This window comes from Bradyrhizobium genosp. SA-4 str. CB756, from assembly GCF_000473125.1.
In the GTDB taxonomy this organism is placed as follows: Bacteria; Pseudomonadota; Alphaproteobacteria; order Rhizobiales; family Xanthobacteraceae; genus Bradyrhizobium; species Bradyrhizobium arachidis.
In genome coordinates, this window is record NZ_KI421499.1 from 1,394,404 (window position 1) to 1,412,431 (window position 18,028).

Consider the following 18,028-nt stretch of genomic DNA (forward strand, 5'->3'; position numbering starts at 1 on the left):
GCCGAGAGGGGAACATGAAGGGGGCAACAGAAACAATCTCGCCCTGTTCCCATGCTTCCGCGCGTATGCGACTTGCACGGCGAGCAGGACGCGAGGTTTCGTTGTTGTTGCTGAAGGATACGATTCCTCGCGCGATGATGTTTCGATCATAATCGAATCATGTTGGCGCGGTGAAAGCGTATGTTTCGCATGGGGCTGCAATCGAGGTGCAGCATGCGAGCTAACACCATCAAATATCAAACCTTCGACGACGGAGCCGGCGCGCCGCGAGCCCGCTCGCCTCTTGCGACCTCGCTCACGCTGGCGGCGATGAGCCTCGGCTATGGCGTGGTGCAACTCGACGTCACCATCGTCAACACCGCGCTGGATGCGATGGGCAAGACGCTCGGCGGCGGCGTCGCCGAGCTGCAATGGGTGGTCAGCGCCTACACCATTGCGTTCGCCGCCTTCATTTTGACGGCCGGCGCGCTCGGCGACCGCATCGGCGCCAAGCGCATCTTCATGGCGGGGTTCGCGATCTTCACCGCGGCCTCGCTGGCCTGCGCGCTGTCGCCCAACGCCATCGTCCTGATCGCCGCACGGCTGGTCCAGGGACTGGCGGCGGCGATCCTGGTGCCGAATTCTCTCGCGCTGCTCAATCATGCCTACACGGACGATCGTGCGCGCGGCCGCGCCGTCGCCGTCTGGGCGGCCGGAGCGAGTCTCGCACTCACCGCCGGCCCGTTCGTCGGCGGCGCGCTGATCACGCTGGTCGGTTGGCGCGCGATCTTCCTGGTCAACCTGCCGATCGGGCTCGGCGGCCTCTGGCTGAGCTGGCGCTATGCGGCCGAGACCACGCGAGCGACCTCGCGTGAGATCGATCTGCCCGGCCAGCTTGCCGCGATCGGTGCGCTCGGGGCGCTTGCCGGCGCCATCATCGAAGGCGGCGCGCTCGGCTGGGACCATCCGGCGGTGATCGCGGCCTTCGTCGGAGCTGCCGTTCTCGCTGCGCTCTTCATCTGGCGCGAGAGCCGCGCGGCGCAGCCGATGCTGCCGCTGTCGCTGTTCGGTCACCGCTTGTTTACCCTGACCACGATCGTCGGCCTGCTCGTCAATGTCGCGATCTATGGCCTGATCTTCGTGCTCAGCCTGTACTTCCAGCGGATCAACGGGCTGTCGGCGTGGTGGACGGGTCTGGCCTTCGTGCCGATGATGGGGGCGGTGCTGCCGGTCAACCTGCTGGCGCCGCGCCTTGCCGAACGGATCGGCCCATGTCCCACCATCGTCGTCGGCGCCTGCGTCTCGGCGCTCGGCTGCCTCGGTCTGGTCTGGATCGAAGCCGGGACAAGCTACTTCGCGATCTTTGCGCAGATGATTGCGATCAGCGGCGGGCTCGGCCTGCTGGTGCCGCCGCTGACCTCGACCTTGCTGGGCAGCGTCGAGAAAGCGCGTTCCGGCATCGCAGCGGGAGTCCTGAACGCGACGCGGCAGACCGGCAGCGTGCTCGGCGTCGCGCTGTTCGGCTCGCTGGTGGTCTCGGAAGCAACGTTCATGACGGGGCTGCACCTGTCGCTGATCATTTCTGCCGCCGTCCTGCTGCTTGCTGCGGCCGTGATCGGCCTCGGCGCAAGGGCGCAGGGGCCGACAATGTGAGCGACCGCACACATTGTCTGTTCACCATTTTCCGAACCGCTGAATAGCCGGTTACCTGCTATCCATCTCTGCCGGTTCAGATGTCGGGTGGAACAGGAATCGGCAATGTATCAGGTCCTCTACTGTCTCACCGACGAGCATGATTGGCGACTTGTTGCGCTTGGCGGCGCGGTGTGTCTGCTCGCGAGCGCTGCAGCGATCAGCCTGTTTCACCGGGCCCGCGCGGCCCGTGGGAGCGCTCGCGTGGCGTGGATTGCGCTCGATGCTGCCGTTGCCGGCTGCGGCATCTGGGCGACCCATTTCATCGCGATGCAGGCGTACGGGCCGGGCGCCGGCGGCGCTTACAACATCCCCGTGACGGTGCTGTCGCTGATCTTTGCGATCGCAGTCACCTTCATCGGTCTCAGCATCTCGGTGTCGACGACGCGCGGGCTCCTGGTTGCACTCGGTGGCGCCGTTGTCGGCGGCGGCGTGGCCGCCATGCATTACACCGGCATGATGGCGTTCGAGATTCCGGCTCATGTCGGCTGGGCGACCGGTACCGTGACCGTCTCGATCCTGCTCGGCATCCTCTTCGGCTCGCTCGCTCTGTTTGTCGCGGGACGGCGCGACGGCGTGTCCGGTGCCCTCGGCGCGACGGTCCTGCTGACGGTCGCCATCGTCTCACATCATTTCACCGCCATGGGCGCGCTGGAGCTGACGCCCGATCCCACGCTCGTGGTCAGCGGCCTTTCGATCCCGCCGGCGTCGCTGTCGATCCTGACCGCCAGCGCGGCGGCTGCCATCATCGCGATCGCGCTCGCGGCCGCCGTGCTCGACCGTCGTGCCAAGGGCGAGCTCGGACGCCAGCAGGTCGTGCTGGATACTGCGCTCGAGAACATGTCGCAGGGCCTGTGCATGTTCGATGCGGACGGCAAGATCCAGCTCTTCAACGAACGCTACGCCGCGATGCTCGGCCGCACCGGCATTCCGCTCGCCGGGCGCCTGCTCGTCGACGTGCTGCGGGAGGAGCAGGCGAAAGGCCAGTGGCAGGGCGATGCGGGCGAGTTCTTCGCGCGTCTCGTCGCCGATGCGCGCGAGGGCCGCACGACCAGCCAGGTCGTCAACCGGCTCGGCCGCTCCATCCGCGTCGTCAACCAGCCGATGCAGGGCGGCGGCTGGGTCGCGACCTTCGAGGACATCACCGAATGGCTGGAAGCACAGGCCAAGATCTCGCACATGGCGCGCCATGACGCGCTGACCAGCCTGCCGAACCGCGTGCTGTTCCATGAGCAGCTCGAGCAGGGACTGCGGCGCACCAAGTCTGGCGACCAGCTCGCGGTGCTCTGTCTCGATCTCGATCATTTCAAGGACATCAACGACTCGCTCGGCCATCCGATCGGCGATGCGCTGCTCAAGGAGGTCGGCCGCAGGCTGAAGGCCACCGTCGGTGAGAACGATACCGTGGCACGGCTCGGCGGCGACGAGTTCGCCGTGGTCCAGATCGGACGCTCCGAGGAAGCCGCGGCCAGATCGCTCGCCGGCCGTCTCGTCGAGGTGATCTCGGCGCCCTACGAGATCGACGACCACCAGATCGTGATCGGCGTCTCGATCGGCATCTCGCTGTCGCCGCAGGACGGCAACAATCCGGACGAGCTCTTGAAGAACGCCGATCTCGCGCTGTACCGCGCCAAGGCCGATGGCCGCGGCACCTATCGCTTCTTCGAGACCGGCATGGACGCGCGCGCGCAGGCGCGGCGGCTGTTGGAAATGGATCTGCGCGCGGCGCTGCAACGCGATGAATTCGAGGTGCACTACCAACCGATCCGCGACGTCGCCAGCGATCGCGTCGTCGCCTTCGAGGCGCTGCTGCGCTGGAACCATCCGCAGCGCGGACTGATCTCGCCCGTCAACTTCATTCCGCTGGCCGAGGAGACCGGTCTCATCATCCAGCTCGGCGAGTTCGTGCTGCGCGGCGCCTGCGCCGATGCGGCCACCTGGCCTGACGATATCGACGTCGCCGTCAACCTGTCGCCGGTGCAGTTCAAGAGCCCGAACCTGATTGCGTCGGTGACCGCGGCGCTGGCCGCCTCGGGACTGAGCGCACGCCGTCTCGAGCTCGAGATCACCGAATCCGTGCTGCTCCAGAACAGCGAGGCGACGCTGACCACGCTGCACGAGCTGCGCGCCATGGGCGTGCGAATCTCGCTCGACGATTTCGGCACCGGCTATTCATCGCTGAGCTATCTGCGCAGCTTCCCGTTCGACAAGATCAAGATCGACCGCTCGTTCGTGTCGGAGCTCGCAACGCGGGAGGATTCCATGGCGATCATCCGCGCGGTGACGAGCCTTGGCCGCAGCCTCGGCATCGTCACCACCGCGGAAGGCGTCGAGAACGATGCGCAGCTCGAGCTCCTGCGGCGCGAGGGCTGCACCCAGGCGCAGGGTTATCTGTTCAGCAAGCCGCGGCCTGCCTCGGACGTGGCGTTGATGCTGGAGCGTCCGCGTTTGCGGGCGACCGCCTGAACGGTCAGCCGCGGCGCAGGGCGAAATGCGCGCCGCAGAACGCCATCACGGCGCCGAGGCACAGGGCGGCGAGCCCGGCGAGCACGACCGAGACGGTCGGGATCGGGCTCGGTGCCGAGGCCGCCTGGCCCGCGCCTGCGAGCAGGAGCACGCCGACCGCGATCAGGAACTGCCGCATCCGCTGCGGGATCTGGCCGTCGACGGCGCTCTGCATCAGGCTCGCCGTGAAATAGCCGCCGGAGAAGCCGACGGTTGCGATCAGCCACCAGGCGATCGCCGCGCCCGCAGGCATGAATTCGTGGGTATCGGAACGCCAGAGGCCGCCGAGGTCGAGCCCATAGCGCGCGCCCAGCATGTGCACGGCGAGCGCGAGCAGCACGCCGGAGATCACAGCGGCGCCGAGAATCAGGCGACGCGGAAAAAAGGTCGTCTCAGCCATGGCTCGCTTGTAGGATGGGCGAGGGCGGTCGCGCAAGCATATCGCGGACGGGATTGATTTCGAGATGCAGGTTTCCGGAGCCGAGGCGGCCACGAGCTACGCCTACAAGGCATCGCTGATCGGCTCGGCGCATCGCTTCGAGCTGACGCAGGAGGGGCTGTCCTGGCACATCGCCGGCCGCTCGGGCCTGTGGCGCTATGACGAGATCAGTGCTGTCAGGCTGTCGTTCCGCCCGGTCTCGATGCAGCAGCACCGCTTCCGCGCCGATGTCAGCCACAGCGGCGGCGGCCGCATCGCAATCCTCTCGACGAGCTGGCAGACCGCCGCGCTGATGGCGCCGCAGGACAACGGGTTTCGCGACTTCATCCTCGAATTGCATGCGCGGATGGCGAAGGCGGGCAGTCGCGCGGCGCTCACCGCGGGCCTCGGCGCTAAGACCTATGCCGCGGTGCTCGCGTTCCTGGCGCTGCTGACGGTTGCGATGGCGGGACTCCTGATCCGCGCGCTGATGATCGGCGAGTTCGCGGGCGTGCTGTTCATCCTCGGCTTTGCCGCGCTGTTCGCCTGGCAGGTCGGCGGCTTCGTGCGGCGCAACCAGCCGCAGAGCTACAGTTTTGATTCCGTGCCGAAGGCGCTGCTCCCTTAGTCTCCCCGACGCGCTACTCCGTCGAGTCGAAATCTTCTTCCTTGGTGCCGAGCAGCGACACGATCGTGCGCAGGCCCGAATCGAGCTGCTCGAAGCTGGGTGGGGCGAGCGCGAGGCGCACCGCATTCGGCGCATGGCCATGCGCGATCGCGAAGGTGGAGGACGGCGTCAGCGCGATGCCGCGACGGGCTGCGGCGGCCACGAAAGTCTGCGAGCGCCAGTGCGGCGGCAGCGTCAGCCAGAGATGATAGGAGCGCGGATCGGCGGCGTGCTGATAGCCCGCGAGCAGCCTTGCCGCGGTCTGTTGGCGGCGCGTGGCGTCGATGCGCTTCAGCCGCGTCAGCTCGGCGACCGTGCCGTCGGCCATCAGCCGCTGCCCGGCCGCCAGCGCATGGCCGGAGGCGGTCCAGCCGCCGGTGCGCACCGCGCTCATCACGCTCTCGCGCAAGTGCGGCGGCGCGACCAGGATGCCGAGGGCAAGGCCCGGCGCGACCTTCTTGGACAGGCTGTCGATGACGATGCAGCGGTCCGGTCCGAGCGCAGCCAGCGGCGTGTCGTCGGCGAGGAAGCCGTAGACGGTGTCCTCGATGATGGTGAGATCGAGCTTCTCGGCGACGCGCATGATGTCGGCGCGCCGCGTCGCGTTCATGGTGACGCCGAGCGGGTTCTGGATGATGGGCTGGAGATACAGCGCCGACAGATGCGCCTCGCGATGGGCCTTCTGGATCGCATCGGGCCGCGCGCCGAATTCGTCCATTGGAATCGGCACCAGCGTGATGCCGAGCCGCGCGGCGATGCTCTTGACGTAAGGATAGGTCAGCGCCTCGACGCCGCAGCGGCCGCCGGTGGGCACGAGCGCGGCGAGCGCTGCCGCGAGCGATTGCTTGCCGTTGGCGGTGAACACGATCTGCTCGGCCTGCGGCGCAAAATCCTTGCGCGCGAGATAGGCGGCGGCCGCGTTGCGCGCGCTCTTGGTGCCGGTGCTGGTGGAGACGCGCAGCGCGGATTCGAGCGCATCGACGCGCTCCAGCCCCGCAAGGCTCTTGGCGATCATCGCCCATTGCTGCGGCAATAGCGGATAATTGACCTCGAAGTCGATCCGCGCATCGCGCGGCTCGCTGATGGTCTCGACCTCGCGCCTGACGTCGCCAGAGATGAAGGTGCCGCGGCCGACCTCGCCGACGACGAGGCCGCGGCGGAGCAATTCCGTATAAACCCGGCTCGCGGTCGAGACCGCGATGCCACGGTCATAGGCAAAATTGCGCTGCGGCGGCAGCCGGTCGCCGGGCCTTAACGTGCCGTTAGTGATATCGGCCGCAATGGCATCGGCAAGCTTCACGTACTCGAACTTGGACATTATTGCACCGAGAGCAATGTTTTACTTGCTCCGAGAAGTGTACTGGAGCATTTAAGTTCCATCAAGTTCCGCGATTGAGCCGAGGAGAGCGAGAGCAATCCGACGGCAAATGAGGTGCAGGCGCTGACCGCGTCTGCGCCAACGGCACCTGCTTCGCCGCGCGGAATGACACGCCGGAGAAGAAACATGACCACGATCTCGCAAACTGCCGGGCGGAGCTTACGCCCATCCTCGTCGAGCGGATTTTTTGCAACGCTCGCCAACGCCGCCTATGCGCTGTTCGACCGCCTGGAGCGCCGCTCCGCCGTCAAGACATTGAACGAGCTCGACGACCGCGCCCTGCGCGACATCGGGATCAACCGCAGCCAGATCGAGGACGCGGTGTACGGGCAGGTCAAGGCCGAGCTGACGCGCTATCTGTAAGCGCGCCTTCTAGAAAACTTCGGGGCTCAGGCAATCGCAGCCTGACCCCACATCCCGCCGAAAGCTCGATCATCTTCGGACTGGTTGGGCTTGCGGCGAGGCCTCGGCGCCGAACCCGCTCCGCGCCGCTGCCTGGCGTCGATCCGCCGCATGCCGGTGCGAAGGCGCGCAAGCAGTGCCGCGGCGCGTATCGCCGCCCGCTTCACGAGAAACGCGATCGTCGCGGCCCGGCTCAGGATGCTGAGCATCAGCACCACCGAGAAGATGTCGATATAGGCGACGAGGTCCCCGATCAGCATCAGCGCGGGAGGCAGCGGCACGCTGTGGTAATAGGCCAGCAGCAGGACGGCCACCGGGGCGAGGGCCGCCACCTTTCGCCAGGTCAGCCGGTCCAGCAGTGCCGCAAATTGCACGACCAGGATCTCCCACAACGCATCGCCGATCGCGAGCGGGATTTCATAGCTCCACTTGTGCCACCAGTTCTTCACGGCATTGCTCCGCGTTCAGTGCCTGACCACCAGCACCGAGCACTTGGCGTAGCGCACGACGTGCCCGGCATTGGAGCCGAGGAAATAAGTGCGCATTGCCGGGCGATGCGAGGTCATCACGATCAGGTCGGCCTTCATGTGCGCGGCCTCCTCCAGGATCTCGTGATAGATGCCGCCCTGGCGCACCACGCTGGAAATGCGTCCCGGCTCGATGCCGGACTCGCGCGCGACGATGGCGAGCGCCTCTTCCGAGGTTTGGCGCTGCTGTTCGTCGAAATCGGCCGGGACGTATTCGGCGAGCATCACCGGCGTCATCGGCAGCACGTTGAGCAGCCGGACCGATCCGCTCCAGTTTTGCGACAACGTTGTCGCGGTCGCGATCGCCGGCTTGGCGAGATCGGTGTCGGCGAGGTCGATGGGCACGAGGATGGACTTGAACATCTGCGCCTCCCTAGGAACCAGGCTGGATCGACCGGTCGAGACGGCGCCCGCGCGTCTCTAGCCCGATCGAAGCAGCTTGGGGCTGACGAACAGCACCAGTTTGCCGCGGCGGTAGGCCACGTCGCTCCAATCCTTCACGTCAAAGTCGAAGATCGCAAGTCCCGCGGTGGGCAGATTGTCGGCGAGCGCCTTGGCGCCGGCGGGATCACCGCCGCCCATCAGCATCAGGGCGACCTCATGCATGCCGGGATTGTGTCCGATCAGCAGCAAACGCCTGGGGTCGGCGGGGGCGGTTGCAGTGCGAATGGATTCCAGGATCTGCGCGGGATCGGCTCCGTAGAGTTCCGGAAGGACCTCGACCTCAGGCGCCGCAACGCGGTCCTTCATCGCCTCCCAGGCGATGTCCCAGGTCTGCCTGGCACGGACGGCGTGCGACACCAGCACGATCTCGGGGACGGGCGGATGCGCGGCGATCCAGTCGCCCATCTGGGCGGCGTCCTTGTGGCCGCGGTCGTCAAGCCGGCGGTCCTGGTCACGGCCGCTCGGCGCGTCAGTCTCGGTCTTGGCGTGACGCAGCAGCATCAAACGGCGCATGGCATTCTCGAATCGTTCCACATCCAGAATAATCTACAGGCGCCCGTTGAGGACAAGGTGACAGGCGCCCGATCGGTCTTTAATGCGCGACGAGGCTTAGAACAAATCGTCATCGCGATTTAAGTTGTTGTTTTGCGCATGATCTTTTCTGAAAACCGCTGCACACTTTTCCGGATCATGCTCTAAGAAAACTGCATGAGCGAGACTTTCACAAGCGTGTCCCAGCAGGAAGCCGGCTTTCGCGACCGCGTGCGGCTGTCGTTCGATCTCGACGCCGACATCTGCGTGATCGGGGCCGGGCTGGCCGGCCTCTCGATCGCGCTGGAGGCCGCCCGGCTCGGGGCCAGCGTCGCGGTGCTCGAGGGCCGCCATATCGGCTGGAACGCCTCCGGCAACCAGCTCGGCACCGTGATGCCGGGCTTTGCCCTGCCGCTCACCGACCTGATCGAGCGGATCGGTTTCGAGGACGCCAGCGAATTGTGGACGCTGTCGAAGGAGGGCGCCGAGTTCGTCCGCGCCAATGCCAGCAAGGAGAACATGCCGGATATCGGCCTCAGCGAAGGCGTGCTGGAGGTCTCCAATGTCGATGCCGGCGACCGGCTGATCAGCCGGTTGCAGATGCTGAACGAGGATTTCGACACCGAGGTCGAGGGCTGGCAGGTCGATCGTGTCCGCGAGGCGCTCAAGACCGATCGTTACTTCCACGGCGTGTACTATCCCAGGGCGTTCCAGGTCGACGGACGCAAATATGTGCACGGCCTTGCGGCACTGGCGCGGCGGGCAGGGGCCCGCATCTTCGAGGACACGCCGGTGGTCAGCATCGATCATTCCGGCATCCGCAAGCGCATCGTCACGCCCTCGGCGCGGCTGCGCGCGACCCACATCGTGCTCGCCGGCAACATCCATCTCGGCGCGCCCTTGCGGCGGCTGTCGGAGACGCTGCTGCCGGTCTGGCGCTATGCCGGCATCACTGCGCCGCTCGGCGAGCGCGTGCACGAGATCGTCGCGTTCAAGGGATCGGTGATGGATACCGACGGCGTCGACCATTTCCGCATCGTCGACGGCGACCGGCTGATGTGGGAGAGCCCGGAGACCACCTGGGCCGCACGGCCGCAGCGCTTCGCAGGCGGCGTCAAGCGGCGAATCCGCACCATCTTCCCGGCTCTCGGCGATGTCGAGATCACCGACATGTTCGGCGGCGCCACCGGCCAGACCGTGCACGGCATGCCGCAGATCGGCCAGTTGCGCAAAGGCCTGTGGGTGGCGAGCGGGTTCGGCCGCCAGGGCATGAACACCTCGGCCATGGCCGGGCAGCTGATCGCGCGCAGTATCCTGTGGGGCGACGAACGCTGGAAGCTGTTCTCGCCGTTCGAGCTGGTCTGGGCGGGCGGGGCGACCGGTCGTGTCGCAGGCCAATTGGTCGGGCTCTGGGGCAGGGCGAGTTCCGCCGCCGCGGGCTCGCTCGCGCGCTACCGCGAGCGTGCCAGGGTCAAGGACCGGGAACGCGAGGCACGGCTGGCCGAAGCCAACCGCGCCGCCGGCACCGGCCCGCGCCGTCCGCCGCCGGGCGTGCGGCCTCGGCTCGCTCCGACCCCGAAACCTGCGCCGGAAGCCGTGGAACCGGTTCCGCAGGACGCCAGCGTCTCGCAATAACCCTGAGAAAAATTCCGCCCGGAAGTGTAACGTCGGCCGTTAGAGCCCGTATCTCAGGGCGTGGACTCCCGCGCACGGAGAATGAGATGTTTGACCGCCGCATCCTGCTAACGACTGCCGCCGGCCTGTTCGGCCTTTCCGCCTTCCGCTGGCTGAGAGGATCCCCCGCCGAGGCTGGTGAGAAGGCCGCGGAAAAGTTCGAGATCGAGAAGACGGAGGCCGAATGGCGCGCCCAGCTGACGCCGCAGCAATATGAGATCCTGCGCAATCACGGCACCGAGCGGCCGGGCTCCAGCCCGCTGCTGAAGGAGCACCGCAAGGGCGTTTTCGCCTGTGCCGGCTGTGACCTGCCGCTGTTCGCGTCCGACACCAAGTTCGAGAGCGGCACCGGCTGGCCGAGCTTCTACCAGCCGATCGAAGGCAATGTCGGCAAGACCGAGGACCGCACATACGGCATGCTGCGCACCGAGGTGCACTGCCGGCGCTGTGGCGGCCATCTCGGCCATGTCTTCGACGACGGTCCGAAGCCGACCGGCTTGCGCTACTGCATCGACGGTTTCGGGTTGGTCTTCCACCCGGCCGCGGCGTCGGCGACGTAGTGAGTTGAGGTGTCATTCCGGAGCGATGCGTGAGCATCGAATCCGGAATCTCGAACTTCCGGGTTCGGTCTTGCGGACCGCCCCGGAACGACAGGATGTCCCGGCAATTGTTGCCGGCCCGGCAATTGTGCCCCGGTCACCCGACCGGGGCCTGTCTATTTAAGTCATTGATTTCCTGAAGATACCCGCATTGGCATAGCCCTTGCGACTGTCTCTTCCGACTGCGGCCATGGTCGACCGGCCGCCGGGATCGGATTTGGAGACAAAGTTATGGGTATCTTCGATGCAATGAACACCTCGGTGGGTGGCCTGCAGGCGCAGTCCTACGCGCTGCAGAACATTTCCGGCAACATCGCGAACTCATCCACCACCGGTTACAAGGGCATCGGCACCAGCTTCGTCGATCTCATTCCCGACGCCTCGGTCCCCAGCAAGCAGGTCGCGGGCGGCGTGACGGCCAACGCCAAGGCGACGATCACGACGCAGGGCACGATCTCCTCGTCCACCGTCGCCACCAACATGGCGATCACCGGCGACGGCTTCTTCTCGATCCAGAAGGCGACCGGGATCGTCGACAACGTCCCGGTGTTCAGCGGCGTCACCTATTACACCCGCCGCGGCGACTTCCAGCTCAATGCCAACGGCAACCTGGTCAACGGCGCCGGCTATTATCTGATGGGCACCACGGTCGACCCCAAGACCGGCAACCCGACCGGCAACGTCGCCACCGTCCTGAAATTCCAGAACAACTTCATTCCGGCGCAGGCGACAACCTCGATCCAGTACGCCGCGAACCTGCCGTCGCAGCCGAACACGGCGGCGAGCTCGACCGCGGCGGCCAAGACGCTGCTGGCGGCCGGGGGCCTGAACCCGTCGGATTTCGCCGCCAACCCGCTGATCGTCGGCACGCCGCCGCCGCCTTATGTGAACGCGACGGTCTCCGGCGCCGCCGCTACCGGCAATCTGCGCTCGGCCTACACGTCGACGACGGTAACCGGCTCGGTGGCCCTGCTGAACAGCGCATCGGCCGCAGCGAGCACCGGTACGTCCCTCGACCCGAGCGCAAGCCCGCATCTCGGCGTGTCGTTGGCCGGCCAGACGTTGACCATCAACAACGGCAGCGGCCCTTATACGATCACCTTCGACAACACCGCGACGGGCATCACGACGACTGCGAACAGCACCGTGATCGGCGTGAAGGCCGGCGCCACGACGACGGTGAACGATATCCTCACTGCGATTCAAACGGCCGGTGGCGCCGGCAACGGCGTCACCGCCACGATCACCGGTACCGGCAACATCCAGATCGCAGGCGGCACCCTCGTCGATCTTGCGATCAGCGGTAGCGCGGCGACCACGCTCGGCCTCAGCAACGTGACGCGCGGTGGCAACGTGCTGTCCACGCCCGCGATCACCGGCAATACGCTGCTCGGTGGTGCCGCTATGCCCGGCGCTTCGGAAGTTCTCTCCTCGGGTTTCCAGGCAGGGTCGGCGGGGCCGCCCGTCGTTAATCCCGATACGATCACGGTGAACGGTCAGACGCTCACTTTCGTCTCGGGTGCTGCGAGCGGCGCGAACCAGATCAGCGTCAACGACGACATCTCGACCTTGCTTCAGAAGATCGACTTTCTCGCCGGCACTTCAGGCTCGTCGATCAGCAACGGAGTGATCACGCTGAATACCGGCACCGCAAACCCCTCTTTGAACGTCTCCAGCAGCAACCCCAATGCGTTCGCGGCGCTCGGCTTCACCTCAGCCGTTTCCAAGCCTCGCGGCGGCGGCGGAACGGCCGGCACGGGCACCGTGATCGGCAACGACGTCGCGACCTTCACCAAGGAAACGATCAGCGGTGGCGCGGTGACCGCCTACAATGCGGCCGGCACGCCGGTGAATCTGCAGCTCCGTTGGGCCAAGACCGACAGCGCCTCGCTGGGAACCGGTCATTCCGACACCTGGAATCTGTTCTATCAGACTGACCCGAACGCGACCGGCACGAACGTTGCGTGGATGAACACGGGACAGGCCTTCACCTTCGCCGCCGACGGCTCGCTGACCTCGCCGAGTGGCTCGGGCATCACCATCAACAACGTCACGGTCAGCGGCCAGCAGCTCGGCTCGGTCGCCTTCAATATCTCCCAGGGCGGGCTGACGCAATATGCCAGCACGAGCGGCGCCGTGACCATCAACACCATCACGCAGAACGGCTACGCCGCCGGCCAGCTCCGCTCGGTGTCGGTCAACAACAGCGGCCTCGTGGTCGGAACCTTCTCCAACGGCCAGAACCTCGATCTCGCCCAGGTGACGTTGTCGCATTTCAACGGCACCAACTATTTGAAGGCGCTGGACGGGGGCGCCTACGCTGCGACCGAACAGTCGGGACCTGCGATCGACGGCGCTTCGGGCACCATCAGCGGCTCGTCGCTGGAAGGCTCGAACACCGACATCGCCGACGAGTTCACCAAGCTGATCGTGACCCAGCAGGCCTATTCGGCCAACACCAAGGTGATCACGACGGCCAATTCGATGGTGCAGGACCTCCTGAACGTGTTGCGCTGATCGGCGCGTGACGTAACCAAAGGCGGTAAGTACACATGGGTTTGAGTTCAGCCCTCGCCAGTGCGATGAGCGGTCTGCGTGCCAACCAGGCCGCGCTCTCGATCGTCTCTTCGAACGTCGCCAACTCGCAGACGCCGGGTTACGTCGTCCAGACGGCGAACCAGATCGAGGTCACCACCGGCGACTTCGGCTCGACGGCGATGACGACCGGCGTCAGCCGGGAGCTCGACACCTATGTGCTGAACCAGCTCCGCACCGAGACCGGCGGCAGCGGCTATGCCGACCAGATGGCCAACATTCTGAAGCAGCTTCAGAATGTCTATGGCACGCCCGGCAACGACGGCACGCTCGAAAGCGCGCTGAACAAATTCACCACGGCGCTGCAGGCGTTGTCGACGAGCTCAGGCGCCTCGTCGGCGCAGACCGTTGCGCTGGGCGCGGCGCAGGCGCTGGCGCAGCAGCTCAACGTCACCACCAAGGGCATCCAGTCGCTGCGCTCCAATGTCGAGCAGGATCTCGGCACCTCGGCGCAGGCGGCCAACGCGGCGATGCAGAAGGTCGCCGACATCAACACCAAGCTCCAGGGCCTGTCGGCCAACGATCCCTCCGCCGCGACGCTGATGGACCAGCGCGACCAGGCCATCAACACGCTGTCGAAATATGTCGACGTCCGCGTCACCACCGACGGCTCCAATCAGGCCAACATCTACACCACCACCGGCATCCAGCTGGTCGGCGCCGGGCTCGCCTCGCAATTCTCCTTTGCCTCTGCCGGCGCGTTGTCGGCGACCTCGCTCTACAACAGCGATCCCGCCAAGTCCGGCGTCGGCGCGTTCAACATCAAGCTGCCGAACGGCTCGCAGCTCGACGTCGTCGCCAACAACGTGGTTTCCTCGGGCCAGATCGCGGCCGATCTGAAGCTCCGCGACCAGACGCTGGTGCAGGCGCAGACCCAGATCGACCAGCTCGCCGCCACGATGTCGAGCGCGCTGTCCGACAAGACCACCGCCGGCAGCACGGTCTCCGGTCCGCCGGCCGGCTTCGACCTCGACCTTGCCGGCGCGCAAGCAGGCAACACGGTCAACATCACCTACACGGACACGGCGACCAACACCCAGCGCCAGGTCACGCTCGTCAACGTGACCGATCCGGCGGCGCTGCCGCTCCAGAACGCCACCAACGCCAATCCGATGCGGGTGGGCGTCAATTTCTCTAGCGGCATGGGTGCGATCGCCTCCGCGCTCAACACCGCGCTGGCAGGCTCGCATCTGTCGTTCTCCGCCGCGCCGTCGCCGGCGACCGCGACGACGCTGCGGGTCACCGACGACAACACCGGCCTTGCCAAGATCAATTCGGCTTCCACCTCCAAGACGATGTCGTCGCTGGCCTCGGGCAATCCGCAACTGGCGCTGTTCACCGACGGCGGGCAGGCGCTCTACACCGGCGCGATCACTGCATCGGGCTCGCAGATGACCGGCCTTGCCGGGCGCATCGCCGTGAACACGCAGCTGGTCGCCGATCCGACCAAGCTGTCGGTCTACAACACCTCGCCGGTGACGCCCCCGGGCGACACCACGCGTTCGGACTATCTCTACTCGCAGCTCACCAGTGCGGTGTTCTCCTATTCGCCGACCACCGGCCTCGGCTCCGCGAACCAGCCCTTCACCGGCAGCGTCTCGAACTATCTCCAGCAGTTCCTGAGCGTGCAGGCCAACGCCTCGACCCAGGCGACCCAGCTCCAGCAGGGCCAGAGCGTCGTGGTCTCGACGCTCCAGGCCAAGTTCAACTCGACCTCCAGCGTCAACCTCGACTCGGAGATGTCGAACCTCATCCAGCTTCAGAATGCCTATGCCGCCAACGCCCACGTCATGTCGGTGGTGCAGAGCATGATGAACACTTTGATCCAGGCTCAAGCGTAACCAGTACAGGGCTCTGAAAGATGTCGATCAGCAGCATCAACTACTCCTCGTCGGTTCTCGGCGCGCAGATCCGCAACATCAACCAGCAGCTCACCGATCTGTCGACGCAGCTCTCGACCGGCAAGCTGTCGCAGAACTATTCGGGCATGGGCACCAACGAGGGATTTGCGATCGCCGGGCGCTCGCAGCTCTCCAACATCGCCGCCTATACTGACACGATCACCAACGTCAACGTCAACATCAACCTCGCCAATACCGCGCTCCAGTCGCTGACGACCATTCGCACCAACACCCAGACGGGTTCGGCCAGCACGGCGCAGGATCTCAACGTCAACGGACAGACGGTGGCGCAGAACACGGCCGCGGCCCAGTTCGGCTCGATGGTCGGCGTGCTGAACACGCAGTCCGGCAACCGCTATCTGTTTTCCGGGACCGCGTACAACACCCAGCCGGTCGCCAATGCCGGGGACATCATCAACGGCACCACGACGCAGGCGGGCTTCAAGACCGTCATGGCCGAGCGCCAGGCCGCCGATCTCGGCGCCAACGGCATGGGGCGCCTGGTGCAGGCGCAGCCGACGCCGAGCTCGGTGAAGGTGTCGGAAGACGCCGCGGGATCGCCGTTCGGACTCAAGATCAAGGCGGTGTCCTCGACGCTGACAGGGGCGACCGTCACCGGTCCAAGTGGCTCGCCGGTGTCGTTCTCGGTCGATCTCAACGGCGTCAATCCGAACAATGGCGACAAGCTGAGCGTCCAGTTCACGCTGCCGGACGGCACCACCGAGCAGATCGACCTGACCGCGTCCACGGCGACGCCGACGCCGCTCGGCAGCTTCGCGATCGATGCGAGCGTCCCGGTCAACCCGAACAATACCGCGGCGAATCTCAACACGGCGCTGAACACCGCCATCAAGAAGCTTGCCAACACGTCGCTGGTCGCGGCCTCGGCCGTGACCGCGGGTGACAACTTCTTCAACACGGCAAGCTCGGTGACCGGGACGACGGCGGTCACCAATCAGGTCGCCCCGCCGGCTTCGAACATCGCCACGGGCGCGACGGCGCTGTCCGGCGCAAGTGGATCGGACTCGATCACGCCGGGCTTTTCCGCCGGCGACAGCATCACCGTCAACGGCACCACGCTGACCTTCGTCAATTCGGGGGCGACCGGCAACCAGCTCAACGTGACCGACAGCATCCAGACGCTGATGAGCAAGATCGACCAGATCACCGGCACTTCCAAGCCTTCGACGATTCATGGCGGCGTGATCACGATCAACACCGACGATGCGGCGAGCCTGAACATCACGGGCTCGACCCCGGGCGCGACCGCCGCGCTGGGCTCGCTCGGTTTCAGCACGACGCCCGTGACCGCCACGCAGCCGCCGCAGCGCGTTGGCTCCTCTCCGGCGAGCTCGGCCACCACTCTGGTCAATGGCTCGGCGAACACCATTAAATGGTACCAAGGCAATGACGGACCGGGCTCGCCGCGTTCGACCGCGGTCGCGCGGGTCGACGATTCCGTCACGGTGCAGTACGGCGCGCAGGCGGACGAGGACGCGATCCGCCGGCAGTTGCAGGCGATTGCCGTGTTCGGCACGTTTTCGACGACCCCGGGCGGGCAGTATTCGGGCGGGCAGGTCGCCGCGCTGAGCCTGCGCACGACCCAGGCGCTGACCCAGCAGCCCGGACAGCAGCGCATTGAGGACATCCAGACCGACATCGCGATGGCCCAGAACACGATGAAGGACGCGACCACGCGCCAGACCCAGGCCAAGGCGCAGCTCCAGTCCATCATCGACCAGGCGGAATCGGCCCCGCAGGACCAGGTGGCGAGCGAGATCCTGGCGCTCCAGAACGCGCTTCAGGCGTCCTATCAGGTGACCTCGAACCTCGCCCAGCTCTCGCTCGTCAAGTTCCTGTAAGGATAAGTTAAGGCGTCGTTAACCATGCTTCTTTACCTCTTGGTGAGGATTGGAGCGGGGCGGAGCGGCCGATGTCGGACAGGATGCAGCTGGTGGTGGCGACGCCGTGCTTCGGCGGCCAGGTCTCGAGCATCTATGCCAGCTCGATCTTTGCGCTCCAGCGCGCCGTGCAGGGCATGTCCAATCTCGATCTCAAGGTGCACCTGCGCGACGGCGACGCGCTGATCACGCGCGCGCGCGCCAATCTGGTCGCGATGTTCCTGGACGATCCCAAGGCGACGCATTTCCTGTTCATCGACGCCGACATCGGCTTCAGGCCGGAGCGGGTGTTCCGGCTGATCGAGTGCGGGGCGGACGTCGTCGCCGGCTGCTATCCGATCAAGCGGGTGAACTGGGACAAGGCGAAGCGGGCGATCGAGGCCCGCCGCATCGATCTGCCGGCCGCCGCGCTCGACTACGTGCTCGAGGTCGAGGACCCCGACCGCATCGTGGTCGTCAACGGTTTCACCCGCGTGCGCTACGCCGGCACCGGTTTCCTGATGATCCGCCGCCACGTGCTGGAGGCGATGTGTCGCCATCCGGCCTACGCGAATCTGCAGTTCTTCCGCGAGCATTCGCACGACACGCTGGCGGCGAGCCAGAACCGGTTCGCGCTGTTCGAATGCATGATTGATCCTGCGACCGGCACGTATCTCTCCGAGGACTTCGCCTTCTGCAAGCGCTGGACTGACATCGGCGGCGAGATCTGGGCCGACATCCAGAGCTCGCTCGACCATGTCGGGCCATCGGTGTTTCACGGCGACATCGCCTCGCAATTCGCAGCCGCGCCTGCGGCGGCGGCCGACGCGGCGTGA

The 18,028-nt window shown here is 66.0% G+C and carries 15 protein-coding genes; 10 read left to right on the forward strand and 5 right to left on the reverse strand.

Annotated features, from left to right (window positions below):
• Nucleotides 1–213 precede the first annotated feature (213 nt).
• Both BRAGE_RS0106700 and BRAGE_RS0106705 read left to right on the forward strand, forming a co-directional pair.
• On the forward strand, nt 214–1,632 hold the full coding sequence (locus tag BRAGE_RS0106700) for an MFS transporter (protein ID WP_027560360.1): 1,419 nt from the start codon (nt 214–216) through the stop codon (nt 1,630–1,632).
• Between the two features lie 105 nt (nt 1,633–1,737).
• Nucleotides 1,738–4,137 carry a bifunctional diguanylate cyclase/phosphodiesterase gene (locus BRAGE_RS0106705; protein ID WP_027560359.1) on the forward strand — a complete coding sequence of 800 codons (2,400 nt, stop codon included), beginning with the start codon at nt 1,738–1,740 and terminating at the stop codon, nt 4,135–4,137.
• A 4-nt stretch (nt 4,138–4,141) separates the two neighbouring features.
• Here BRAGE_RS0106705 and BRAGE_RS0106710 read toward each other — a convergent pair whose 3' ends face one another.
• Nucleotides 4,142–4,576, reverse strand: a complete 435-nt coding sequence (locus BRAGE_RS0106710; RefSeq protein ID WP_027560358.1) for a hypothetical protein — start codon at nt 4,574–4,576, stop codon at nt 4,142–4,144.
• A 64-nt stretch (nt 4,577–4,640) separates the two neighbouring features.
• On the opposite strand from BRAGE_RS0106710, the gene BRAGE_RS0106715 reads away from it, so the two are divergent.
• On the forward strand, nt 4,641–5,222 hold the full coding sequence (locus tag BRAGE_RS0106715) for a hypothetical protein (protein ID WP_027560357.1): 582 nt from the start codon (nt 4,641–4,643) through the stop codon (nt 5,220–5,222).
• Nucleotides 5,223–5,235: 13 nt separating this feature from the next.
• Here the strand turns inward: BRAGE_RS0106715 and BRAGE_RS0106720 are convergent, their stop codons facing one another.
• Nucleotides 5,236–6,579, reverse strand: coding sequence for a PLP-dependent aminotransferase family protein (locus BRAGE_RS0106720; RefSeq protein WP_027560356.1), 1,344 nt, complete (start codon nt 6,577–6,579; stop codon nt 5,236–5,238).
• Between the two features lie 186 nt (nt 6,580–6,765).
• Between BRAGE_RS0106720 and BRAGE_RS0106725 the strand changes: the two genes are divergently transcribed.
• Nucleotides 6,766–7,002 carry a DUF1127 domain-containing protein gene (locus tag BRAGE_RS0106725; protein WP_027560355.1) on the forward strand — a complete coding sequence of 79 codons (237 nt, stop codon included), beginning with the start codon at nt 6,766–6,768 and terminating at the stop codon, nt 7,000–7,002.
• Nucleotides 7,003–7,028: 26 nt separating this feature from the next.
• Here the strand turns inward: BRAGE_RS0106725 and BRAGE_RS0106730 are convergent, their stop codons facing one another.
• From BRAGE_RS0106730 to BRAGE_RS0106740, 3 genes are read right to left on the reverse strand one after another with little or no spacing between them, the layout of a single operon-like run.
• Complete coding sequence (locus BRAGE_RS0106730) at nt 7,029–7,490, reverse strand: hypothetical protein (RefSeq protein WP_027560354.1); 462 nt, start codon at nt 7,488–7,490, stop codon at nt 7,029–7,031.
• Between the two features lie 15 nt (nt 7,491–7,505).
• Nucleotides 7,506–7,931, reverse strand: a complete 426-nt coding sequence (locus BRAGE_RS0106735; protein ID WP_027560353.1) for a universal stress protein — start codon at nt 7,929–7,931, stop codon at nt 7,506–7,508.
• A 57-nt stretch (nt 7,932–7,988) separates the two neighbouring features.
• A complete protein-coding gene (locus BRAGE_RS0106740) occupies nt 7,989–8,525 on the reverse strand; it encodes a SixA phosphatase family protein (protein ID WP_027560352.1) in 537 nt (178 codons plus the stop codon).
• Nucleotides 8,526–8,720: 195 nt separating this feature from the next.
• Between BRAGE_RS0106740 and BRAGE_RS0106745 the strand changes: the two genes are divergently transcribed.
• From BRAGE_RS0106745 to BRAGE_RS0106770, 6 genes are all read left to right on the forward strand, one after another.
• Nucleotides 8,721–10,178 carry an NAD(P)/FAD-dependent oxidoreductase gene (locus BRAGE_RS0106745; RefSeq protein ID WP_027560351.1) on the forward strand — a complete coding sequence of 486 codons (1,458 nt, stop codon included), beginning with the start codon at nt 8,721–8,723 and terminating at the stop codon, nt 10,176–10,178.
• 86 nt (nt 10,179–10,264) lie between these two features.
• Nucleotides 10,265–10,777: a peptide-methionine (R)-S-oxide reductase MsrB gene (gene msrB, locus BRAGE_RS0106750; protein WP_027560350.1), complete on the forward strand. Its 513-nt coding sequence runs from the start codon at nt 10,265–10,267 to the stop codon at nt 10,775–10,777.
• A gap of 270 nt (nt 10,778–11,047) precedes the next feature.
• On the forward strand, nt 11,048–13,333 hold the full coding sequence (locus tag BRAGE_RS0106755; protein WP_027560349.1) for a flagellar hook-basal body complex protein: 2,286 nt from the start codon (nt 11,048–11,050) through the stop codon (nt 13,331–13,333).
• A gap of 35 nt (nt 13,334–13,368) precedes the next feature.
• Nucleotides 13,369–15,252, forward strand: coding sequence for a flagellar hook-associated protein FlgK (gene flgK / locus BRAGE_RS0106760; protein WP_027560348.1), 1,884 nt, complete (start codon nt 13,369–13,371; stop codon nt 15,250–15,252).
• 20 nt (nt 15,253–15,272) lie between these two features.
• Entirely contained in the window at nt 15,273–17,174 is a 1,902-nt protein-coding gene (locus BRAGE_RS0106765) for a flagellar protein (protein ID WP_027560347.1), read from the forward strand.
• Between the two features lie 71 nt (nt 17,175–17,245).
• Entirely contained in the window at nt 17,246–18,028 is a 783-nt protein-coding gene (locus tag BRAGE_RS0106770; protein WP_027560346.1) for a hypothetical protein, read from the forward strand.

Bases quoted from the DNA above. Each gene is read 5' to 3' on its own strand.
- BRAGE_RS0106725 (WP_027560355.1), top strand. From the start codon at position 6,766: ATGACCACGATCTCGCAAACTGCCGGGCGGAGCTTACGCCCATCCTCG.
- BRAGE_RS0106740 (WP_027560352.1), bottom strand. From the start codon at position 8,525: ATGCGCCGTTTGATGCTGCTGCGTCACGCCAAGACCGAGACTGACGCG.
- BRAGE_RS0106705 (WP_027560359.1), top strand. From the start codon at position 1,738: ATGTATCAGGTCCTCTACTGTCTCACCGACGAGCATGATTGGCGACTT.
- flgK (WP_027560348.1), top strand. From the start codon at position 13,369: ATGGGTTTGAGTTCAGCCCTCGCCAGTGCGATGAGCGGTCTGCGTGCC.
- BRAGE_RS0106715 (WP_027560357.1), top strand. From the start codon at position 4,641: ATGCAGGTTTCCGGAGCCGAGGCGGCCACGAGCTACGCCTACAAGGCA.
- BRAGE_RS0106745 (WP_027560351.1), top strand. From the start codon at position 8,721: ATGAGCGAGACTTTCACAAGCGTGTCCCAGCAGGAAGCCGGCTTTCGC.
- BRAGE_RS0106700 (WP_027560360.1), top strand. From the start codon at position 214: ATGCGAGCTAACACCATCAAATATCAAACCTTCGACGACGGAGCCGGC.
- BRAGE_RS0106710 (WP_027560358.1), bottom strand. From the start codon at position 4,576: ATGGCTGAGACGACCTTTTTTCCGCGTCGCCTGATTCTCGGCGCCGCT.
- BRAGE_RS0106765 (WP_027560347.1), top strand. From the start codon at position 15,273: ATGTCGATCAGCAGCATCAACTACTCCTCGTCGGTTCTCGGCGCGCAG.
- BRAGE_RS0106770 (WP_027560346.1), top strand. From the start codon at position 17,246: ATGTCGGACAGGATGCAGCTGGTGGTGGCGACGCCGTGCTTCGGCGGC.
- BRAGE_RS0106720 (WP_027560356.1), bottom strand. From the start codon at position 6,579: ATGTCCAAGTTCGAGTACGTGAAGCTTGCCGATGCCATTGCGGCCGAT.
- BRAGE_RS0106755 (WP_027560349.1), top strand. From the start codon at position 11,048: ATGGGTATCTTCGATGCAATGAACACCTCGGTGGGTGGCCTGCAGGCG.
- msrB (WP_027560350.1), top strand. From the start codon at position 10,265: ATGTTTGACCGCCGCATCCTGCTAACGACTGCCGCCGGCCTGTTCGGC.
- BRAGE_RS0106735 (WP_027560353.1), bottom strand. From the start codon at position 7,931: ATGTTCAAGTCCATCCTCGTGCCCATCGACCTCGCCGACACCGATCTC.